Genomic DNA, 18,426 nt, shown 5'->3' with positions numbered 1-18,426 from the left:
TTGCGGCGCTGAAACAGCGCCTTTGGCAAGCGGACCCGGAAAAGATACGCTATCAGGTGCGAACGCGCGGAAAATGCACCGAGACCAATGAAACGGGCGAAGGCATGGGCCTAGGCACAAAAGACCAAATCACCGGCCGCGCGCCGCGCATCCTGTTCTACAGCCACGACACGTTCGGTCTGGGCCACCTCAGACGATCACGCGCGCTGGCGTCCGCGATCACGCAGGCCAACGCGCAGGCCTCGGCGCTGATCCTGACCGGATCCCCGGTCGCCGGTCGGTTCACCTTTCCACGACGCGTCGACCATGTGCGCCTGCCCGGCGTGACCAAACGCGCGGATGGCTCCTATGCGGCGCAGACCATCGGCATGGGGATCGACGAAGTGACCGAATTGCGGTCAGGCCTGATCCAGACCGCCGTGCGCCAGTTCGCCCCCGATGTTCTGATCGTCGACAAAGAGCCCACTGGGTTCCGTGGCGAACTGCTGCCGACGCTCGAGCAGTTGCACGAAACCGGCCATGCCAAGCTGGTTCTGGGCCTGCGCGACGTGCTCGATGAACCCGAAGTTCTGGCCGCCGAATGGGCCCGCAAGGATGCGGTTACCGCCACCGAAAAATTCTACCACGAAATCTGGGTCTATGGTCTGCGTTCGGTCTATGACCCGACCCGGGGCCTGCCGCTCAGCCCCGCGACCCAGGCCCGCATTCACTGGACCGGCTATCTGCGCCGCGACCTGGGCCCGGTCGGCACTCCGCCGGAACAGCCGTACATCCTGATCACGCCCGGTGGCGGCGGGGATGGCAAGGCCATGGTCAACCTTGTGCTGTCGGCTTACGAGCAGGACCCGGACCTGTCGCCGCGCGCCGTTCTGGTCTATGGCCCCTTCCTGTCGGGCGAATTGCGCGACGAGTTCGAAGCCCGTGTCGCGGCCCTGAACGGGCGGGTGACCGCGGTGGGGTTCGAATCGCAGATCGAGACCCTGTTCGCGGGTGCGGCGGGAGTTGTGTGCATGGGCGGCTACAACACCTTCTGTGAGGTGTTGTCGTTTGACAAACGTGCCGTGATCGTGCCGCGCACCACGCCGCGACTGGAACAATGGATCCGCGCCTCGCGCGCCGAAGACCTGGGCCTCGTCCGCATGCTGGACGAAACCCGCGATGGGTTGACGCCACAGGCGATGATTGCTGCCATCCGCAACCTGCCGAACCAGCCACTGCCGTCGCAGGCGATCCGCGCCGGCCTGCTGGATGGGCTCGACTATGTTACCGGCCGCGTCGATGCCCTGCTGTCGCAGGAACGGGAGCGCGCCACCGGATGAGCAGAACCGCGCCTAGGCTGGCGGTGTTGGTCAAGGGCTGGCCACGCCTGTCCGAGACGTTCATCGCCCAGGAACTGGTTGCCCTGCAAGAGGCGGGCCACGACTTCGACATCTGGTCGCTGCGCCACCCGACAGACACCAAGCGCCACCCGCTGCACGACCGGTTCGCCGGCACGGTCCATTACCTGCCGGAATACCTGTTCGAAGAACCCGAACGGGTCTGGGCGGGGCGCCGGGCCGCGCAAGCCTTGCCGGGATACGACCGCGCCTATCGGCAGTGGCGGCAGGATCTGCGGCGCGACCCCACGCACAACCGCATCCGCCGGTTCGGTCAGGCCTGCGTTCTGGCCGCCGAACTGCCCGCCGAAACCCGCGCACTGTATGCGCATTTCTTGCATACGCCGTCCTCGGTCGCGCGCTATGCCGCGATTATGCGGGGTCTGCCGTGGAGCTTTTCGGCCCATGCCAAGGACATCTGGACCTCGCCCGACTGGGAAAAGCGCGAAAAGCTGCAGGCCGGCACCCATGGCGCGGCCTTCGGCGCCACCTGTACTGCGGTCGGCGCGCGCCACCTGCGCGAGCTGGCCGACGATCCGGCCCGGGTCGAGCTGATCTATCACGGGCTGGACCTGTCCAGATTCCCGCACGCGCCAGACCGCCCATTGCGAAAGGTCGGCGCGCCGTTCCGCATGCTCTCGGTGGGCCGGCTGGTCGAAAAGAAAGGCTTTGACCGTCTGTTGAAGGCGCTGGCGCTTTTGCCCGCGCAGCTCGACTGGCACTGGACCCATATCGGCGGCGGTGCCTTGTCGGACGGCCTGCGAGACCTGGCCACAACCCTGGGTCTGTCGGGCCGCATCACCTGGCGGGGTGCCTGCGACCAGCCCGAGGTGATCGCGGCCATGCGCGCGGCCGACCTGTTCGTTCTGCCCAGCCGCATCGCGGCGGATGGCGACCGGGATGGTTTGCCCAATGTGTTGATGGAGGCCGCTTCTCAGAAGCTGCCGATCCTGTCCACGCCGGTTTCGGCCATCCCCGAATTCATCGAAAATGGGGTGCACGGGGTTCTGTCCGCCGACAAGCCTGACGCACTGGCGGGTGCGATCTCGGCCCTGGCGGCAGAACCCGCGAAAGCCGCGGCTATGGCCGACGCGGCCCATGACCGGTTGATTTCCGAATTCCGCATGGAACCCGGCATCGCACGGTTGTCGGCCCGGCTGCGGGCCTTGTGCGCGGATCAGGGGTGATGACGCGGGTGGCCTTCTACGCGCCGATGAAAGCGCCGGACAGTCCGATACCGTCGGGCGACCGGCAGATGGCTCGTAACCTGATGGCCGCAATCGGGGCCAATGGAACCCCGGTCGATCTGGTCTCGCGCCTGCGCATCTATGACAAGACGGGGGACGCATCGGTCCAGGCCGCGTTGCGTCGGGCCGCCCGGTCCGAGGCCGAACGGCTGATCGCCGACCTTCCCGGCGATACCGGGCTTTGGGTAACCTACCACAACTATTACAAGGCGCCCGATCTGCTGGGGCCGGTTGTGGCCAAGGCCCGCGGCCTTCCTTACGTGCAACTTGAAAGCACCCGAGCCCTGTCGCGCCTGACCGGGCCATGGGCCGGGTTCGCCCGCGCTGCCCATGACGCGTGCGATGCGGCCCGGGTGATCTTCTATCACACGGCGAATGACCTTATCACGCTGAAGCGGGAACGGTATGGCGATCAGGCGCTGATCGAGCTGCCGCCGTTCCTGCCGCGTACGGATCTGCCGCCCCGGTCGCGCTGCGACGGACCGATGCTGGCCGTGGGCATGATGCGGCCCGGCGACAAACTGGCGTCGTATACGATACTGGCCGAGACGCTGGCCCTGCTGCAAGGGGACTGGTCGCTGGACATCGCCGGCGACGGCCCGGCCCGGGCGCAGGTTCAGGCCCTGATGGCCCCTTTCGGCGCGCGGGTGCGCTTTCTTGGGCAATTGGACGCCCCCGCGATGCAGGATGCCTATACGCGCGCCGCGCTCTTGGTCTGGCCGGGCGTGAACGAGGCTTATGGCATGACCTATCTCGAGGCGCAGGCCGCCGGAGTGCCGGTGGTGGCGCAGGATCGCCCCGGTGTGCGGGACGTGCTGGCGCCCTCGTGCTATCCCAAGCCGGAGGAAGGGCCGCAGGCGCTGGCCGCCCGTATCGACAACTTTCTGGCCGATACCGACCTGCGACGAACCGAAGGCGGGAAGGCTCGCGTTCATATCGCCGAACGCCACCTGATGCCTGCGGCCTCGGACCAGTTCTGGGCTGGCGTCGCACCCCTGCTGGAGGACCGCACATGACACGTCTGGCCCTGCTGCGACACGGTCATACTACCTGGAACCGCGCCGGACGCATTCAGGGCCGCAGCGACATTCCTCTGGACGACGAAGCCCGCGCCCAGTTGTCCGGCCTGCGCCTGCCGCCCCCTTGGAACGAGGCGGAGTTGTGGTCCAGCCCGCTGAGCCGCGCGACCGAAACGGCACAATTGGTCACCGGGCGCGCGCCGCGCACCGATCCGGCCCTGACCGAGATGGACTGGGGCGACTGGGAAGGAAAGCGCGGTCTGGACCTGATCGCCGACCCCGACAGCGGCTACCGCCATATTGAGGATTGGGCCTGGGATTACCGCCCCCCCGGCGGCGAAAGCCCGGCTGAGCTCTGGGCCCGGCTCGAGCCCTGGCTGGCCGGTCTGCAAACCGATGCGGTCGCCGTTTGCCATATCGGGATCATGCGCGTCATTCTGGCCCGGGCCTGGGGGTGGGGGTTTGCCGGCCCTGCGCCATTCCGTATCAAACGCAACCGCCTGTATGTTGTCGATCTGGACCGGATGCAGCCCGAACCCGAACCGGTCCGCCTAATCCCGTGCGAGGACATGTCATGAAGGTCATGATCGCCGTCACCCATCTGTTGGGAACCGGACATCTCAGCCGGGCCCTGACGCTGGGGCGGGCTTTTGCCCAGGCCGAGCACGCGGTCACGGTCGTCTCGGGCGGGATGCCGGCGCCGCAACTGGATCGTGCCGGCCTGAGCCTCGTTCAACTGCCGCCGCTGCGCTCGGACGGCACCGATTTCACGCGGTTGCTGACCGAAAGCGGCCAGCCCGCCGACCCCGACTATCTGGCGAAACGGACCGCAATGCTGGCGCACGCGGTGCAAACCGGTCAGCCCGATATTCTGATTACCGAGTTGTTCCCCTTCGGCCGCCGCAGCCTGAGCGCCGAATTTCTTGCCCTGCTGTCGGCGGCAAAGGACCTACCGGCGCGACCGGTTGTGCTGAGTTCGATCCGCGACATCCTGGCACCCCCTTCCAAGCCCGCGAAGGCCGAACGGGCCGACGAGATCGTGGCCGAATTCTTCGACGGCGTGCTGGTGCATTCCGACCCACAAGTCACACCCCTTAGCGTCAGCTGGCCGGTGTCTGAGCGGTTGGAAAGCCGCCTGCACTACACCGGTTTCGTCGCACCGCCGGCGCCGCTGCCCCATTGCGACGGCATCGGGACAGGCGAGGTTCTGGTGAGCGCTGGCGGCGGTTCGGTGGGGCAGCCGATCTTTCGCGCGGCCATCGAGGCCGCCCGAAAGATGCCAGACAGCCGCTGGCGGCTGCTGGTCGGCGGCGGCGACGCCCAAACCCGCATGGATGAACTGCGCACACTGGCCCAAGGCTGGCCGATCACGATCGAGCCGGTCCGCCCGGATTTTCGCAACATGCTGCCTCTGGCGGGGGCGTCCGTCAGCATGTGCGGGTACAACACCGCAATGGACCTGTTGCAAGCGGGTACACCGGGCGTCCTGATCCCGTTTGATGACGGCAAGGAGGTGGAGCAGACCCTGCGAGCCCGTAGCCTCGCCCATTTGCCGGCGATGCGCGTTTTGTCCTCGGCGGAGCTGACCGGAGACGCTTTGGCCCGTTCGGTCGCAGCAGTCATGGAACAGGGCCCCCGCATTCCGGCCACGCAAGGCTTTGACGGTGCGCATCGGACGGTCGAAATCGCCCTGCAGCTGCGGGAGGCGCGCGGATGACCTGGGACTGGACCCCGTTGGCGGACGAACTGCGTATCTGGTCCCAGGCCGGGCATACATTGCCGCTGTGGTGGCGCGATGATGATGCCGTGGCGGCGACGCCGCAACTCGAACGCCTGACGGACCTGTCGCGGCGGCTGGGCCTGCCGGTTCATCTGGCCGTCATTCCGCAGGCGGCCCAGCCGGATCTTGCCACCCTGATCGCCCGGACGCCCGAGCTGATTCCGGTGGTTCATGGCTGGGCCCACCACAACCACGCACCCGCCGGTGAGAAGAAGGCCGAATTCCGCCTGCATCGGCCACTTGAGGCCATCAAGGACGATGCCCGCCGCGGCCTTGCGCAATTGCGCGACCAGTTCCGAGACCGGCTGCGCCCGATGTTCGTGCCGCCCTGGAACCGGATCGCGCCCGAAGTCGCAGCGACGCTGCCCGAACTGGGCTATCGGTTCCTGTCGACGGCAACCCCGCGCACTCAAAGGCTGGCGGCGCCGGGGCTTGAGCAGGTGAATACCCATCTGGACCCGATTGATTGGCGTGGCACGCGCGGGCTGGCCGACCCCGATGGGCTGATCGCCCGAACCACGGCGTTGCTGCGCGACCGCCGGCTGGGCCGCGCGGACCCCCAGGAGCCTTTTGGCGTGTTGACCCACCATCTGGTCCATGATCAACAGATCTGGGATTTCACCGAAGCACTGCTGACGCACCTGCTGCAGGGTCCGGTCCGCATCTGGACAGTACCCGCGCACTGAACGACCAAGGGAGACCCCGATGAGCCGACTGGATTCCATGCTGCGCCGTCTGACCGCCCAGCGCGACGGACTGAACTGGGCTGCGGCGCAGATCGCGGGCCTGGACGGCGACGTGCTGGACATGGGTCTGGGAAACGGCCGCACCTATGATCATCTGCGCGAAATCCTGCCCCAAAGGCGCATCTGGGTGATGGACCGGGTGCTGCAATGCCACCCCGATAGCACACCCCCCGCCGAGGATTTCCTGCAGGGCGAGGCCGAGCCGATGCTGGCCAGACTGGCCGATCGCGGCCCGTGCGTGGCGCTGGCGCATTACGATTTTGGACGCGGCATCAAGCACGAAGACGTGGCCGAAGCCGCCCGGCTCAGCCCGTTGATCGCCCGGGTCATGGTACCCGGCGGCTTTCTGATCTCGGGTCAGCCGCTGGTGGGGTTCGAACAGATACGCGGCCCCGACAGCATCGCGCCCGACCGCTATCTTTTCTATCGCGCCTGATCAAGCCACGCGGCGCCCGCGTGACCACACCGCGCGTAGGGCCGGCACCGCGTCCCGCATCCGGAACCGGATCAGATCGCCGCGCATTCCGGCTTCAATCGCGCCCCGATCCATCAGTCCGGCGGCCCGCGCCGGGGCCAAGGTCACGGTCTTCAATCCGCGCGCCATGTCCCCCCACATTCGGCCCAGTTGTACGGCAGACAACAGCAAGGCCGAAGGCACATAGTCGGACGACAGGATGTCCAGGTATCCGTGTCGGGCCAGGTCGCGCGCCGCCACGTTGCCGGAATGCGATCCGCCTCGGATCACGTTGGGCGCCCCCATCATCACTTGTATGCCGAGGTCATGGCAGGCCCGGGCGGCCTCGACGGTGGTGGGAAACTCGGCCAGGCGAATGCCGTGACCCGCCGACACCCGCACCTGCTCGGGCGTGGTGTCGTCATGGCTGGCCAGAACCGCCCCAAACCGACGCGCGGCCCGCACGGCTTCGTGTTCGTGCCGGTCTCCGTTGCGGTCCCGCAAGGCCTTCAATTGGGCAACATGTTGCAGAAACATGTCGTCGTTCATCGCGTATTTGCCCTTCAGATAGGCCTCTAACTTGGACAGGTCGCGGAACTGGCGCTGCCCCGGCGTGTGATCCATCAGCGAAACGATGCCGACCCGGTCCTCGGGGCCGAAGTCGGCCAACTCCTTGATCAGGGTTTCCGAGCAGAGCTCGGCCCGCAAATGCAGGAAGTGGCTGATCTTCAGCGCGTCCTGCGCCCGCAAGTCCCACAGTTCGCGCGAGAGCCCGCGCGCGTAGGGCAGATACCGCCGCGCACCCGACGGGATCGACCCGACCCGCATCGCATCGAACACCGTGGTGATGCCGGTACCGGCCAGTTCCGCGTCATGCGCGATGATCGCGGCGGCGTGGGGCCAGTCAACACCCGGCCGCGGCTGGATGTGACGCTCGAGATTGTCGGTGTGCAGTTCGACCAGACCGGGGCCGACAAAATCTCCCTCGCAATCGATCGCGCCCCTGGGAACCCGAGGGCCGGGATCGACCGCGGCGATGGTTCCGCCGGCGACCCGGACACAGCCGCGTACGATCTCGTCGGGCAGAACCAGTGCGGCATTGGCAAGGATCAGTTCATCTGTCATCGGAATTTCACACGGTTTGTTCTAACAAGAGGCCACGCAACAGGAGGCCAAGGTGACATACAGGCGCTACGCGATCTATTTCGTTCCCCCCCGCAGCGCGGATTGGGCCGCATTCGCAACGGCTTGGCTGGGCTGGGACGCCGAGACCGGGACCGAGGTTGGGCATCCTGCGGTCGATGGCCTCGATATTGCCAGCATCACCGAGGTTCCGCGCAAATACGGCCTGCACGCGACGTTGAAGCCGCCCTTTCGCCTGCGCGCCGGGCAGACACTGCCTGCACTCGAGGCGGCCTGTGCGCGCCTCGCGGCGGTACAGCGCGCGCTGACACTGGACGGGTTGGAAATCGCCCGGCTGGGCCGGTTCCTGGCCCTGCGCCCCTTGGGTGATACCGACGCGCTGAACGCGCTGGCCGCGGCCTGCGTCCGCGAGCTGGACGGGTTTCGGGCACCCTTGACCGATGCGGATCTGGCCCGCCGGCGCGCGGCCCGCCTGACGCCCGCGCAAGAGGCCAACCTGGCGGCCTGGGGTTATCCTTACGTGCTGGACGCCTTTCGATTTCACATCACCCTGTCGGGCAAGCTGGACAAAGACACCCTCGGCCGAACCCAGGCGGTTCTGGAGTATCACCTTGCCCCCTTGTTGCCTGCCCCGTTCCACATTGCGGATCTGGCGCTGGTCGGCGAGGCCGAGGACGGGCGGTTTCACGTGATCCATCGCTATGCCCTTTCGCCCTGAAGCTGCCGCAGGATCTGATCGACGGTCCGCGCGAGCGGGCCAGAATTGTCCACGGTGATCACCCGCCGCAAACCGTCCGGCAGCGGGGTCGTGGCCCGCCCCAACCGATTGGCCTGCGCGGACGTACTTTCCCGCCCGCGATCTCTGAGCCGTTGCGCCAGAACCTCGGGGGTGGCCGTCAACGAGACGACCACCAGATCCTGGAACACGTCCTGCGCCTGCGGCAGGACCGAACGGGACAGGTTGACCAGAACGCCACGGGCCGCGCGCCGCTGGTCCAGGATCGAGGCCGGGATTCCGTAGAGCAACCCATGCGCGGGCCAGTGCAGCGCAAAGGCACCATTGGACGCCAGCAGATGGAACTGCGCCTCGGTCACGCGTTCGAAATCCTCGCCTTGTTCGCCCATGGGTCGGGTGATCACCCGCCGAACGCGGCAATATCCCGGTTCCCGGTCCAGAAGCGCCTGGATCACGCTGTCCTTGCCCACGCCAGACGGCCCCACCACGGCAATGACCGGCGCCAGACTCATATCATCCGCTCCGGCGCGAAGCCCGAAACATCCACCGCCCTGTCACAGACCCGATCGCGCGCCTCGGCGTCGTGGAATATGCCGACGATGGCGGCGCCACGCGCCTTGGCCTCGCCGATCAGCGACAACACGGTTTCGCGGTTCTCGGCATCCAGGCTGGCGGTCGGCTCGTCCAGCAACAGCGCCGGATAGTCATGCACGAAACCACGGGCGATGTTCACGCGCTGTTGCTCGCCGCCCGAAAAGGTCGTCGGGCTCAGGCCCCAAAGGCGTTCCGGGATGTTGAGCCGGCGCAGCAGTGCGCTGGCCCTCCCGCGTGCGGCCTGCCGATCCACGCCCAGCGCCAGCAACGGCTCGGCCACGACGTCCAGCGTCGGCACCCGCGGCACCACGCGCAGAAACTGACTGACATAGCCCAGAGTTTCGCGGCGCAGCTGCAGGATCTCGCGCGGTTGGGCCCGTGCGACGTCCAGGCCACCCACCCGCACCTGACCCGAGGCCGCCATGTAATTGCCGTAGATCACCCGCATCAGCGTGGACTTCCCGGCCCCGCTGGCCCCGGTCAGGGCCACGCATTCTCCGGCCTCGACCCGCAGCGACGCGCCAGCCATCACCGGGATCACGGCGTCGCCCTGATTGTGGAGGACGAAACTCTTGCTCACATCTGTCAGTTCGATCATCGCGGTTCACCCTTTCGCACGGTGTCAGAACTGCAGAACGCTGGACACAAGCAGTTGCGTATAGGCATGCTGCGGGTCGTCCAGCACCTGATCGGTCAGCCCCGCCTCGACCACCTCGCCATCCTTCATCACCATCAACCGGTCCGCCAGCAGCCGGACCACGGCGAGATCATGGGTGACGATGATGGCACTCAGCCCCATCTCGCGCACCAGACCGCGCAGCAGGTCCAGCAGCCGCGCCTGCACCGAGACATCCAGCCCGCCGGTCGGTTCATCCATGAAGACCAGCCGCGGACCGGTCACCAGGTTGCGCGCGATCTGCAACCGTTGCTGCATGCCGCCCGAAAACGCGCTGGGTCGGTCGTCCACACGAGATTCTGCAATCTCGACCCGGCCCAGCCAATCCAGCGCCTGCCCGCGGATCTGACCATAATGCCGGCTCCCCACGGCCATCAGCCGCTCGCCGATATTGCCACCGGCGCTGACCGACATGCGCAGCCCGTCGCGGGCATGCTGATGCACAAAGGCCCAGTCGGTGCGCCCCAGCATCCGGCGGGCCGGTTCCGACATCGTGACCGTGTCCACCGGCCCATCGGTGCGGGTGTCGAAGATTACCTGCCCGGCATCCGGTTTCAGATGCCCGGCCAGACAGTTCAGCAGGGTCGACTTGCCCGACCCGCTTTCGCCGACGATCCCCATCACCTCGCCGGGGTAGAGGTCGAAACTGACATCCCGGCACCCGATCCGCGCGCCATAGCGTTTCTCGATGCCTTTGACCTGCAACAGCGGGGTCATGCCGCGCCCTCCTGCGTCAAACGCCCTTGGTGTCCGGCGTCGCGGCGGGACCGGCAGTAATCGGTGTCCGAGCACACGAACATCCGGTTGCCTGCATCGTCCGTGATCACCTCGTCCAGATAGCTGTCTTCGGCCCCACACAGATCGCAGGCATGATCGGCCTTGGCGGCCTCGAACGGGTAGTCCTCGAAATCGAGGCTGACCACCCGCGTATGCGGCGGCACCGCATAGATCCGCTGCTCGCGCCCGGCACCGAACAGCTGGATCGCGTCCATTTCCAGTTTCGGATTGTCGAATTTCGGGATCGGAGACGGGTCCATCACATAGCGCTCAGCCACCCGGACCGGATAGGCATAGGCCGTGGAAATCGCGCCGTGCTGGCTGATGTCTTCGTAGAGTTTCACATGCATCAACCCGTATTCCTGCAGGCTGTGCATCTTGCGTGTCTCGGTTTCGCGCGGTTCCAGAAACCGCAGTGGTTCGGGGATCGGGACCTGATAGACCAGGATCTGATCGGCGCGCAGCCGGGCCTCGGGGATACGGTGGCGGGTCTGGATGATGGTCGCCTTCCCGGTCTCTTCGGTCGTGACCACGCCCGCCGTCCTTTCAAAGAACTTTCGGATCGACACGGCATTGGTCGTGTCATCGGCACCCTGATCGATGGCCTTGAACGTATCGTCGGGGGTCAGCGTCGCGGCCGAGACCTGAACCCCGCCCGTGCCCCAGCCATAGGGCATGGGCATCTCGCGGCTTGCAAAAGGCACCTGATAGCCGGGCACCGCCAAAGCCTTGAGAATGGCCCGACGGATCATCCGCTTGGTTTGTTCGTCCAAATATGCGAAGTTATACTCATTCATTTGATGTATCACTTTCGGTTTTCGGTGTTGTTGTGGACGGTTATCTGGTTGCCTCGGCCTTCGCGGTCGTCATGGTGTACTTTCTCTGGCGCAGGATACACTCCCGGCGACGGCGCCGGGCCATGCGACGCGACCAACATGGCGAATGGGCCGCGATCGGCTCGGAAACCGCCACACGGCCGTTTGCTGCCGACAAGACAACCCATCAAGCGGACAGGATGCAGGCAGGTCACGGAAGTCATTCTGCCGCCTCCGGTGATGCCACTCGTTCTTGGGCCTCGCGGCGCAATTTGCGCACCAGTTCCAGTTCGGACTGGAAATCGACGTAATGCGGCAGCTTGATATGCTCCAGAAAGCCGGTCGCCTGAATGTTATCGGCATGGCTTAGGACGAATTCCTGATCCTGCGCCGGGGCACCCAGATCGTCTTCGCCCAATTCCTCCCAGCGCAAGGCGCGGTCCACCAGCGCCATGGCGATGGCTTTGCGCTCGGACTGGCCGAAGACCAGCCCATAGCCGCGCGTAAACTGCGGCGGCTCGGTTTTTGATCCCTTGAACTGGTTCACCGTTTCGCATTCGGTCAGGGCGATCTCGCCGATCTCGATCGCGAAACCCAGTTCGGGGATTTCCATCTCGACCGCGACGGTGCCGATGCGCAACTCGCCCACGAAAGCGTGGTTGCGGGCATAGCCGCGCTGGGTCGAATAGGCCATCCCCAACACGAACCCCTCGTCCCCACGCGTCAGCGATTGCAGGCGCAGGGGGCGGTCGGCCGGGAACTCCATCGGTTCGCGCGTCAGGTCGCCCGGCGGTTCATCGCTGGCGAGTTCATCTTGAATTAGGCCTTCGTCCTTGAGGAATTCGGTGATGCGCGGGGTCGGCTCATGGCGCGGCGCGGCGGTGGGGGCTGCAGGCACCGCGCCATCGGCGGCCAGTTTGAAATCCAGCAGACGGTGCGTGTAGTCGAAGGTCGGGCCCAGAACCTGCCCGCCCGGTGCGTCCTTGAACGTGGCCGAGATCCGGCGATCGCAGGCCATGCCGCCGGTATCGACCGGGGTCGAATAACCGAACCGCGGCAGGGTGGTACGGTAGGCGCGGATCAGGAAGATCGCCTCGATCAGATCACCGCGCGCCTGCTTGATCGCAAGTGCGGCCAGATCGGGGTCGTACAGAGAGCCCTCGGCCATCACGCGGTTCACCGCAAGGCTTAGTTGTTCGCGGATCTGCGCCAAGGACAATTCAGCCACGCTGGGATCGCCCCGGCGTTCCTCGGCCAGCCAGGCATGGGCGTTTTCGATCGCCTTTTCGCCCCCTTTGACGGCTACGTACATGGCCTAACCCTCGGGCTGGATGCGGGTGCTGCGCGGCAAGGCCGCGACCGTATCCCCGCAGGTGAAGAAGAAATCGCACCCCAACGGATACAGGTCCGAATTGGCCTGCAGCGCCGCAACGTCGGGCACGGAAAGGCGTGCGGCGTCGCGGATGCCCGGACCTCGCAGGACTGCACCGGAAAGGTCCAGCGCGTCGCACTCCACGATCAGGGTGGCGGATCGGTCCGGATATTCCGGTGTGCCGATCCGGTATTGGTCCAACGGCACCAGGTCCGGCCAGCAGCCTACGGCGAAATCCGCCTGCTCGGCGGGCACGAGGGGCGCACCGGTATGGAAGGTCAGCCATTGGCGAATGGCCGAACTATCGGCCCCGCCCGCCAGATAAACGCCTGTATCCGGGTCGCATAGCGTCAGCAGAAGCGTTCCCGCGGCGACCGACAGGCCGTCGGGCGGGGTCGCGCCGACCAGCTGCCGCAACTCGCCCGGCCGGGCCATCACGGTCATGACCGCACGAAAGGCGTGGGCCGCCTGAACCGGCGCGTCGGTGAAACCGCCTGAAAAACGGGTCTGTGGGGTCATTGATCCTCTCCCCGAACCATCGTGAAAAACTCGACCTTGGTGGCCGCGGCCTTCGCGGCCCGGGCCGATCTGGCCGCCTGGACCTGGCGGGTCAGCGGCTCCAGAATTTTCGCACGCACCTCGTCCGCGTCCCCGGTCTGCATCAGCGCGTCGATCAGAGCGGCGGTTTCGGCATGGGTCTTGTCGCGCCCCTGCACATATCCGTGGCCCTCGGTTCCATCGGCCAAGACCAGAGCGCAGCGCGTGACCGTCATCTCGCCCAGGTTGAACGGCGCGCCCGTGCCGCCTGCCCGCCCCCGCACCATGACGCCGCCAATCTCGGGCGTGCGCAGCCACTGGAACTCGGGACGCGCGCCATAGCCGGACCACAAGGCCGCCAGCGACTCGGCCGGCGCACGTGCCAGAAGGCCCAGCCAGGCCCGTCGATCACCTGTCGCAATTTTTGTCTGTTCCGCCATCAAAGCCTCTTGGCCAAGTTGTCTACAACTACTATACAACTAGACAAATCATAACGAGGCAATGGGTGACTCGCAACGAATATGCTGTGAAGTTTTGATGACATGAGCCAAACACCGATCTGGAAGACCATTGCGCTGGCGCTGACCGCCGACATCGCCGAGGGCCGCTTTGCCACCGGCGACCGCCTGCCGACCGAGGCGCAGCTGGCCGCAACCCACGGCGTGAACCGCCACACGGTGCGCCGGGCCCTGGCCGAACTGGCCAAGCAAGGCCTGGTGCATCCACGCCGCGGGGCCGGCGTGTTCGTTTCGGCAGCAGCGACCGATTACCCGATCGGCAAACGGGTCCGGTACCACCAGAACATCTCGGCCAGCGGCAAGATTCCGGGCAAGCGGGTACTGTCGCTGATCACCCGCGCCGCCGACAAGACCGAGGCCGAGGCGCTGAAGCTGACCCCCGGCGACCCGGTGCATGTCTATGACGGGTTGTCGCTGGCCGATGGACAACCGATCGCGGTGTTCCAAAGCGTCTTTCCTGCCGCCCGCCTGCCGGACCTGCCCGAGGCGCTGGCCGAGAACGGCTCGGTCACGCGGGCGCTGCGGTACTGCGGCGTGGCGGATTATACCCGGATCTCGACCCGCCTGACTGCCCGCGCGGCCGACGCGGTTCAGGCCCGGCACCTGCAACTGATCGAGGGCGCGCCGGTTCTGCATTCGGTCGGCATCAATGCCGATCCGCAGGGGCATCCGGTTGAATACGGCAAGACCGTCTTTGCCGGTGAGCGGGTCACCCTGACGCTGGATGACGACCACGGGTGATGCCGGTCAATCTTCGTATTTTTCCAGGAACGCCTCGGCGGGCAACGCGCGGAAATCGGGCAGCGCCGCGCGCAGGCGGGCATTGTCCCAGTCCCACCAGGCCAGAGCCATCATCCGCTCGGCCACCCGCTCCGGGAACCGGCGTCGGATGGGTTGGGCAGTGACACCGCCGACGATGGTATAAGGCGGCACGTCCTTGGTCACGGTCGCCCCGGAGGCGACGACTGCCCCGTGCCCGATCGTCACCTCGGGCTTGATGATGGCCGCGTGGCCGATCCAGGTGTCGTGCCCGATATGCGCCAGCCGCCCCGCGCGCAGGGCGAACCAGTCCGCATCATCCTCGGCATCGTCCCAATAGTCGGCCGAGCGATAGTGGAAGTGATGCAGAGACGCTTTCTCGATCGGATGGTCGGTGGCCCCGATCCGGGTGAAACTGGCGATATTGGCGAATTTTCCAATCCTGGCATTGGCGATGTCGCAGGTCCGGTCGCAATAGGAGTAGTCCCCGATAACCGAATTCGTCACCCGCGTTCCCGCACCGATTTCGACAAAGGCGCCAAAGCTGCTGCCGGTTATCTGGCAATCCGGGTGGATGACGGGCTGGTCCGGTCGCAAGCGCGCCATGGTCTGCAAGTCCTCGTATGCGATTCAGGGCAACATCAGGGGCTTGGCCTGCGGGTCGCACGGTTTTCGCGCCTTGGGTGGCCCGCCCTGGATCAGCCGCCTGCGCAGCCAGCCCGAGAACCAGTCCATCAGCATGACCATCAGGATGACCAGCACGATGTAATAGGCCACCTCCTCCCAGTCTTTCTGGGTGATGATCGCCTGTGTCAGCAACAGACCGATTCCACCGCCGGTGATCGCCCCGATCACGGTCGCGCTGCGGGTGTTGGATTCCAGGAAGTACAGGACCTGGCTGAGCAGTACCGGCGTGATCTGCGGGATTACCCCGAAACGATATTTCTGCGGCGCATTGGCCCCGGTGAACTCTACGCCTTCGATCTGCTTTTGGTCGACGTTTTCCAGCGCCTCGGAAAAGATCTTGCCGAAGGTGCCGGTATCGGTGACCAGGATGGCCAGCGCCCCGGTCAGCGGCCCGGGCCCGAAGGCGCGCGCCAGCACCACCGTCCAGATCAGGCCATCCACCCCGCGCAGAAAATCGAAGACGCGCCGCACGATGAACCGGACAGACCGCAACGGGTTGAAGTTCCGCGTCGCCATGAAGGCCAGCGGCAGGGCGATCAGCGCTGCGCCAAATGTTCCCAGAAAGGCCATCAGGATGGTTTCGAAAATCGCCCAGGCCACGTCCTGATGGCGCCACATCTTGTTGGTCCAGAAATCGTTGAATATGGCCCCTGCCTGACCGCTGGCGGCCAGCCCGACCAACTGGGCAAAGGACTTGCCATGATAGGGGCTGTCCAGCGTGAACCAGAACAGCTCCCAGCCAGTGAAGTATCGGAACACCTCGGCCCGGTTGCGCGTCACGGTCAGGCGCCCGGCTTCGGTGGTGATCGCCAGCCGGTTTCGCGACAGGCTGATCCACTCGGGCACCGCGTCCGAAGGCAGCTGGGCCTGCACTCCCGCCGATCGGCTGGGCGTGGCGCGCACCGTTCCATAGCCGGGGATGTCATATTCGACGGTATCCGGCCCGAAACGAACGACATGGCCGCCCTCAAGTTCGATCACCGTGGTTTCGCCGAGGGTCACCCAGTCGGGCGCCTGACCCTCGGGATAGGCGCCCTTGCGCTCGCCCTCGATTGCGACCGAGACGTCGCCAGTGCGGTTGTCGCGGGTCACATGGGTCTTGTAGCTGAAGCTGTCCGAAATCAGAGTCCGGCCGTTTTCCCAGTTCGCCCGTCCGGCAAGACCGGGCATGTCGAAGGCAAAGAACACATAGATCAGGTAGACCAGAACCAGACCGGGCAGCGCGAGACTGGTCAGGCGTTTGCGCGCGAACAGGCGGTCGGCCCGGGCCTTCAGCGCCTCGCGGGGCAGATCGGTGGCAAAAGTCGTCATGCGGCGGTTCCTTTCTGCGTGCCCTCGGTCAGGCGGGTTCGCACCGATCCCGAAACCTGGTCGACGATCACGATCGTAACGAACAGCAGCAGAAAGATTGCCGCTGCGTCGTCATACCGCCCCTGCCCCCACGACATCGCATTGCGCAGCTCGTAGCCAAGGCCACCCGCGCCTACGAAACCCAGGATGGCCGAGGCGCGGATGTTGATCTCGAACCGCAGCAGGGCATAGCTGACATAGTTCGGGCCGACTTGTGGGATCACGCCCAGAACCATCCGCTGCGTCCAGGTGGCACCGACCGACTGCAGCCCCTCGACCGGCTTCAACGACGCGTTTTCGTTGACCTCAGAAAACAACTTGCCGAGCGCACCGGCGGTATGGATGGCGATGGCGATCATGGCCGGAACCGGACCGCCACCCAGCACGAAGATCAGAACCAGCGCGATCACGATCTCGGGGACGGCCCTGCAGATATCGGCGAGGCGGCGAAACAGCGGGATCAGCCGAGGCCAGGGCGCCAGCCCCCGTGTCGAGACCAGCGCCAGAAATGCTCCTGCCAGCGTGCCGACCAGTGTGGCCGCTGCCGCGATGTTCAACGTTTCGACCAGGGCCGGAAAATACGCGACAAGGTTCGCGGGCATGTCCGCAATCTTGTCCCACGCCTCGGACAGCACCTCGGCCGGATAGTCCAGAACGCGGTGCAGGCCGTCGGTGAAACTGCCGGCATTGCGCCTGTCGGCGGTGCGGAACCCCGCAGCCATCAAGGCCACGAACAGGATCAGAAGAATTCCGCCATAGACCCGCTTTCGGCGGGTCATCGCGACATAGTCGTCGCGGACATCGTCTACGCTTCGGGCGCTGGCGGTCAGATCTGTCATGGAATTCTCCCGGATGGACGGCGAGGCCCGGCCTCAGGCCGGACCCCGGGGCGGCAAGGCTTGGCGTCAGTTCGACTTCAGCTTGCGGGCCTCGATGATGCTTTCATAGGCCGCATGGGTGATCGGTTCGAACCCTTTGGCTTCTCCCGCCGCCACGCCATAGAAACAGTCACGGTCCTTTTCGGCCAATCCGGCCATCAGCGCCGTCATCTTCGCCTTGATCTCGGCCGGCAGCGCCTTTCGCAGCACGATCGGGCCTTCAGGGATGGGTTTCGAGCGCCAGATCTCGACCAGATCGTTCATGTCCACCAGACCGGCATCGACCGCCTTGCGCAGCGCACCCGAGTTGTAGCCGTCTTCCCATTCGCCCAGACCGTCGGCCCAGGTCACGCCGGCATCCACGTCGCCATTGCTGACGGCCACGATGGTCTGTTCGTGCCCACCGGTGAACTTAACTTGGCCGAAATAGTCACCCGACTCCATCGTGGCGCCGATGGCCCGAGGGATCTCGATCGACGGGATCAGGTAGCCCGAGGTCGAGTTGGGATCGCCGAAGCCGAAGACCTTGTCCTTCATGTCGGCCAGCGACGCGATGCCGCTGTCCTTGCGGGCGAAACCGATGGAATGATACCCGAACCCGCCGTCGGTGTTGACCTTGACCAAAACCGGCTCGACCGCCTCGGGGTCGCTCAGATAGGTCTTGGCATAGGCCGAGGCCCCCAGCCAGGCCATGTCGATCGTGCCGCCCAGCAGTCCCTGGATCACGCCGTTGTAGTCCGCCGGGGCGAAAAGCTTGGTTTCGACGCCCAGCGCGTCCTCGGTGTACTCACGCAGACATTCGTTGTTGTTCAGCCGGTCCTGTGCGTTTTCTCCGCCCAGGATGCCGATACGGAATTCCCTGATCCCCTCGGCCATGGCAGGCGCGCTCAGGGCAGTGGTCGCGACCAGGGCGGCAACAAGTTTCTTCATCTGTCTCTCTCCGGGTTGATTGGCCCACCCCG

21 protein-coding genes are annotated in these 18,426 nt (G+C 65.7%); 9 read left to right on the top strand and 12 right to left on the bottom strand.

Annotation, left to right across the window (positions count from 1 at the left end):
* The first annotated feature begins 104 nt into the window (after positions 1 to 104).
* The 7 genes from AC2FMN_RS05660 to AC2FMN_RS05630 are packed head-to-tail and all read left to right on the top strand — an operon-like array spanning position 105 to position 6,604.
* Entirely contained in the window at positions 105 to 1,319 is a 1,215-nt protein-coding gene (locus AC2FMN_RS05660; RefSeq protein WP_496686956.1) for a glycosyltransferase family protein, read from the top strand.
* Complete coding sequence (locus AC2FMN_RS05655; RefSeq protein ID WP_496686858.1) at positions 1,316 to 2,563, top strand: glycosyltransferase; 1,248 nt, start codon at positions 1,316 to 1,318, stop codon at positions 2,561 to 2,563. Before AC2FMN_RS05660 ends, AC2FMN_RS05655 begins: the two co-directional genes overlap by 4 nt.
* Positions 2,563 to 3,639 (top strand): glycosyltransferase family 4 protein, encoded by a 1,077-nt coding sequence (locus AC2FMN_RS05650; RefSeq protein WP_496686856.1) that lies wholly within the window; start codon positions 2,563 to 2,565, stop codon positions 3,637 to 3,639. The genes AC2FMN_RS05655 and AC2FMN_RS05650 overlap by 1 nt, the downstream gene beginning before the upstream one ends.
* A complete protein-coding gene (locus AC2FMN_RS05645; RefSeq protein WP_496686854.1) occupies positions 3,636 to 4,220 on the top strand; it encodes a histidine phosphatase family protein in 585 nt (194 codons plus the stop codon). Before AC2FMN_RS05650 ends, AC2FMN_RS05645 begins: the two co-directional genes overlap by 4 nt.
* On the top strand, positions 4,217 to 5,359 hold the full coding sequence (locus tag AC2FMN_RS05640) for a glycosyltransferase family protein (protein ID WP_496686852.1): 1,143 nt from the start codon (positions 4,217 to 4,219) through the stop codon (positions 5,357 to 5,359). The genes AC2FMN_RS05645 and AC2FMN_RS05640 overlap by 4 nt, the downstream gene beginning before the upstream one ends.
* Positions 5,356 to 6,108, top strand: coding sequence for a polysaccharide deacetylase family protein (locus tag AC2FMN_RS05635; RefSeq protein ID WP_496686851.1), 753 nt, complete (start codon positions 5,356 to 5,358; stop codon positions 6,106 to 6,108). Before AC2FMN_RS05640 ends, AC2FMN_RS05635 begins: the two co-directional genes overlap by 4 nt.
* A 19-nt stretch (positions 6,109 to 6,127) precedes the next feature.
* On the top strand, positions 6,128 to 6,604 hold the full coding sequence (locus tag AC2FMN_RS05630) for a class I SAM-dependent methyltransferase (protein WP_496686850.1): 477 nt from the start codon (positions 6,128 to 6,130) through the stop codon (positions 6,602 to 6,604).
* On the opposite strand, the gene AC2FMN_RS05625 is transcribed toward AC2FMN_RS05630, so the two are convergent.
* On the bottom strand, positions 6,605 to 7,747 hold the full coding sequence (locus AC2FMN_RS05625; protein ID WP_490360373.1) for an alpha-D-ribose 1-methylphosphonate 5-triphosphate diphosphatase: 1,143 nt from the start codon (positions 7,745 to 7,747) through the stop codon (positions 6,605 to 6,607).
* Between the two features lie 52 nt (positions 7,748 to 7,799).
* On the opposite strand from AC2FMN_RS05625, the gene AC2FMN_RS05620 reads away from it, so the two are divergent.
* Positions 7,800 to 8,483 carry a DUF1045 domain-containing protein gene (locus tag AC2FMN_RS05620; RefSeq protein ID WP_496686848.1) on the top strand — a complete coding sequence of 228 codons (684 nt, stop codon included), beginning with the start codon at positions 7,800 to 7,802 and terminating at the stop codon, positions 8,481 to 8,483.
* Here AC2FMN_RS05620 and phnN read toward each other — a convergent pair.
* The 7 genes from phnN to phnG form a co-directional block, all read right to left on the bottom strand.
* Positions 8,465 to 9,013: a phosphonate metabolism protein/1,5-bisphosphokinase (PRPP-forming) PhnN gene (gene phnN, locus AC2FMN_RS05615; RefSeq protein ID WP_496686847.1), complete on the bottom strand. Its 549-nt coding sequence runs from the start codon at positions 9,011 to 9,013 to the stop codon at positions 8,465 to 8,467. The genes AC2FMN_RS05620 and phnN overlap by 19 nt on opposite strands.
* Positions 9,010 to 9,693, bottom strand: coding sequence for a phosphonate C-P lyase system protein PhnL (gene phnL / locus AC2FMN_RS05610; protein WP_496686846.1), 684 nt, complete (start codon positions 9,691 to 9,693; stop codon positions 9,010 to 9,012). Before phnL ends, phnN begins: the two co-directional genes overlap by 4 nt.
* A gap of 24 nt (positions 9,694 to 9,717) precedes the next feature.
* The gene (gene phnK / locus AC2FMN_RS05605; RefSeq protein ID WP_496686845.1) at positions 9,718 to 10,488 is read right to left on the bottom strand and encodes a phosphonate C-P lyase system protein PhnK; all 771 of its coding nucleotides are present in this window, start codon (positions 10,486 to 10,488) and stop codon (positions 9,718 to 9,720) included.
* A complete protein-coding gene (locus tag AC2FMN_RS05600; RefSeq protein ID WP_496686843.1) occupies positions 10,485 to 11,345 on the bottom strand; it encodes an alpha-D-ribose 1-methylphosphonate 5-phosphate C-P-lyase PhnJ in 861 nt (286 codons plus the stop codon). Before AC2FMN_RS05600 ends, phnK begins: the two co-directional genes overlap by 4 nt.
* A 238-nt stretch (positions 11,346 to 11,583) precedes the next feature.
* Complete coding sequence (locus AC2FMN_RS05595) at positions 11,584 to 12,675, bottom strand: carbon-phosphorus lyase complex subunit (protein ID WP_496686842.1); 1,092 nt, start codon at positions 12,673 to 12,675, stop codon at positions 11,584 to 11,586.
* A gap of 3 nt (positions 12,676 to 12,678) precedes the next feature.
* Positions 12,679 to 13,254 (bottom strand): phosphonate C-P lyase system protein PhnH, encoded by a 576-nt coding sequence (gene phnH, locus AC2FMN_RS05590; RefSeq protein ID WP_496686840.1) that lies wholly within the window; start codon positions 13,252 to 13,254, stop codon positions 12,679 to 12,681.
* Positions 13,251 to 13,712, bottom strand: a complete 462-nt coding sequence (gene phnG / locus AC2FMN_RS05585; protein ID WP_496686838.1) for a phosphonate C-P lyase system protein PhnG — start codon at positions 13,710 to 13,712, stop codon at positions 13,251 to 13,253. The genes phnH and phnG overlap by 4 nt, the downstream gene beginning before the upstream one ends.
* Before the next feature lie 102 nt (positions 13,713 to 13,814).
* On the opposite strand from phnG, the gene phnF reads away from it, so the two are divergent.
* A complete protein-coding gene (gene phnF / locus AC2FMN_RS05580; protein ID WP_496686836.1) occupies positions 13,815 to 14,531 on the top strand; it encodes a phosphonate metabolism transcriptional regulator PhnF in 717 nt (238 codons plus the stop codon).
* Positions 14,532 to 14,537: 6 nt separating this feature from the next.
* Here phnF and AC2FMN_RS05575 read toward each other — a convergent pair whose 3' ends face one another.
* The 4 genes from AC2FMN_RS05575 to phnD form a co-directional block, all read right to left on the bottom strand.
* A complete protein-coding gene (locus AC2FMN_RS05575; RefSeq protein ID WP_496686835.1) occupies positions 14,538 to 15,155 on the bottom strand; it encodes an LbetaH domain-containing protein in 618 nt (205 codons plus the stop codon).
* Positions 15,156 to 15,179: 24 nt separating this feature from the next.
* Positions 15,180 to 16,547 carry a phosphonate ABC transporter, permease protein PhnE gene (gene phnE / locus AC2FMN_RS05570; RefSeq protein ID WP_496686833.1) on the bottom strand — a complete coding sequence of 456 codons (1,368 nt, stop codon included), beginning with the start codon at positions 16,545 to 16,547 and terminating at the stop codon, positions 15,180 to 15,182.
* Positions 16,544 to 17,425: a phosphonate ABC transporter, permease protein PhnE gene (phnE, locus tag AC2FMN_RS05565; protein WP_496686831.1), complete on the bottom strand. Its 882-nt coding sequence runs from the start codon at positions 17,423 to 17,425 to the stop codon at positions 16,544 to 16,546. The genes phnE (AC2FMN_RS05570) and phnE (AC2FMN_RS05565) overlap by 4 nt, the downstream gene beginning before the upstream one ends.
* 66 nt (positions 17,426 to 17,491) lie before the next feature.
* A complete protein-coding gene (gene phnD, locus AC2FMN_RS05560) occupies positions 17,492 to 18,394 on the bottom strand; it encodes a phosphonate ABC transporter substrate-binding protein (RefSeq protein WP_496686829.1) in 903 nt (300 codons plus the stop codon).
* Positions 18,395 to 18,426 lie beyond the last annotated feature (32 nt).

Source organism: Ruegeria sp. BHSC037 (assembly GCF_059613045.1).
This window is presented reverse-complemented; position numbering and strand designations above follow the sequence as displayed.

What these genes read in the sequence shown, in the direction of transcription:
- AC2FMN_RS05660 (WP_496686956.1), top strand. Translation starts at nt 105, where the DNA reads ATGGGCCTAGGCACAAAAGACCAAATCACCGGCCGCGCGCCGCGCATC.
- AC2FMN_RS05655 (WP_496686858.1), top strand. Translation starts at nt 1,316, where the DNA reads ATGAGCAGAACCGCGCCTAGGCTGGCGGTGTTGGTCAAGGGCTGGCCA.
- AC2FMN_RS05650 (WP_496686856.1), top strand. Translation starts at nt 2,563, where the DNA reads ATGACGCGGGTGGCCTTCTACGCGCCGATGAAAGCGCCGGACAGTCCG.
- AC2FMN_RS05645 (WP_496686854.1), top strand. Translation starts at nt 3,636, where the DNA reads ATGACACGTCTGGCCCTGCTGCGACACGGTCATACTACCTGGAACCGC.
- AC2FMN_RS05640 (WP_496686852.1), top strand. Translation starts at nt 4,217, where the DNA reads ATGAAGGTCATGATCGCCGTCACCCATCTGTTGGGAACCGGACATCTC.
- AC2FMN_RS05635 (WP_496686851.1), top strand. Translation starts at nt 5,356, where the DNA reads ATGACCTGGGACTGGACCCCGTTGGCGGACGAACTGCGTATCTGGTCC.
- AC2FMN_RS05630 (WP_496686850.1), top strand. Translation starts at nt 6,128, where the DNA reads ATGAGCCGACTGGATTCCATGCTGCGCCGTCTGACCGCCCAGCGCGAC.
- AC2FMN_RS05625 (WP_490360373.1), bottom strand. Translation starts at nt 7,747, where the DNA reads ATGACAGATGAACTGATCCTTGCCAATGCCGCACTGGTTCTGCCCGAC.
- phnN (WP_496686847.1), bottom strand. Translation starts at nt 9,013, where the DNA reads ATGAGTCTGGCGCCGGTCATTGCCGTGGTGGGGCCGTCTGGCGTGGGC.
- phnL (WP_496686846.1), bottom strand. Translation starts at nt 9,693, where the DNA reads ATGATCGAACTGACAGATGTGAGCAAGAGTTTCGTCCTCCACAATCAG.
- phnK (WP_496686845.1), bottom strand. Translation starts at nt 10,488, where the DNA reads ATGACCCCGCTGTTGCAGGTCAAAGGCATCGAGAAACGCTATGGCGCG.
- AC2FMN_RS05600 (WP_496686843.1), bottom strand. Translation starts at nt 11,345, where the DNA reads ATGAATGAGTATAACTTCGCATATTTGGACGAACAAACCAAGCGGATG.
- AC2FMN_RS05595 (WP_496686842.1), bottom strand. Translation starts at nt 12,675, where the DNA reads ATGTACGTAGCCGTCAAAGGGGGCGAAAAGGCGATCGAAAACGCCCAT.
- phnH (WP_496686840.1), bottom strand. Translation starts at nt 13,254, where the DNA reads ATGACCCCACAGACCCGTTTTTCAGGCGGTTTCACCGACGCGCCGGTT.
- phnG (WP_496686838.1), bottom strand. Translation starts at nt 13,712, where the DNA reads ATGGCGGAACAGACAAAAATTGCGACAGGTGATCGACGGGCCTGGCTG.
- phnF (WP_496686836.1), top strand. Translation starts at nt 13,815, where the DNA reads ATGAGCCAAACACCGATCTGGAAGACCATTGCGCTGGCGCTGACCGCC.
- AC2FMN_RS05575 (WP_496686835.1), bottom strand. Translation starts at nt 15,155, where the DNA reads ATGGCGCGCTTGCGACCGGACCAGCCCGTCATCCACCCGGATTGCCAG.
- phnE (WP_496686833.1), bottom strand. Translation starts at nt 16,547, where the DNA reads ATGACGACTTTTGCCACCGATCTGCCCCGCGAGGCGCTGAAGGCCCGG.
- phnE (WP_496686831.1), bottom strand. Translation starts at nt 17,425, where the DNA reads ATGACAGATCTGACCGCCAGCGCCCGAAGCGTAGACGATGTCCGCGAC.
- phnD (WP_496686829.1), bottom strand. Translation starts at nt 18,394, where the DNA reads ATGAAGAAACTTGTTGCCGCCCTGGTCGCGACCACTGCCCTGAGCGCG.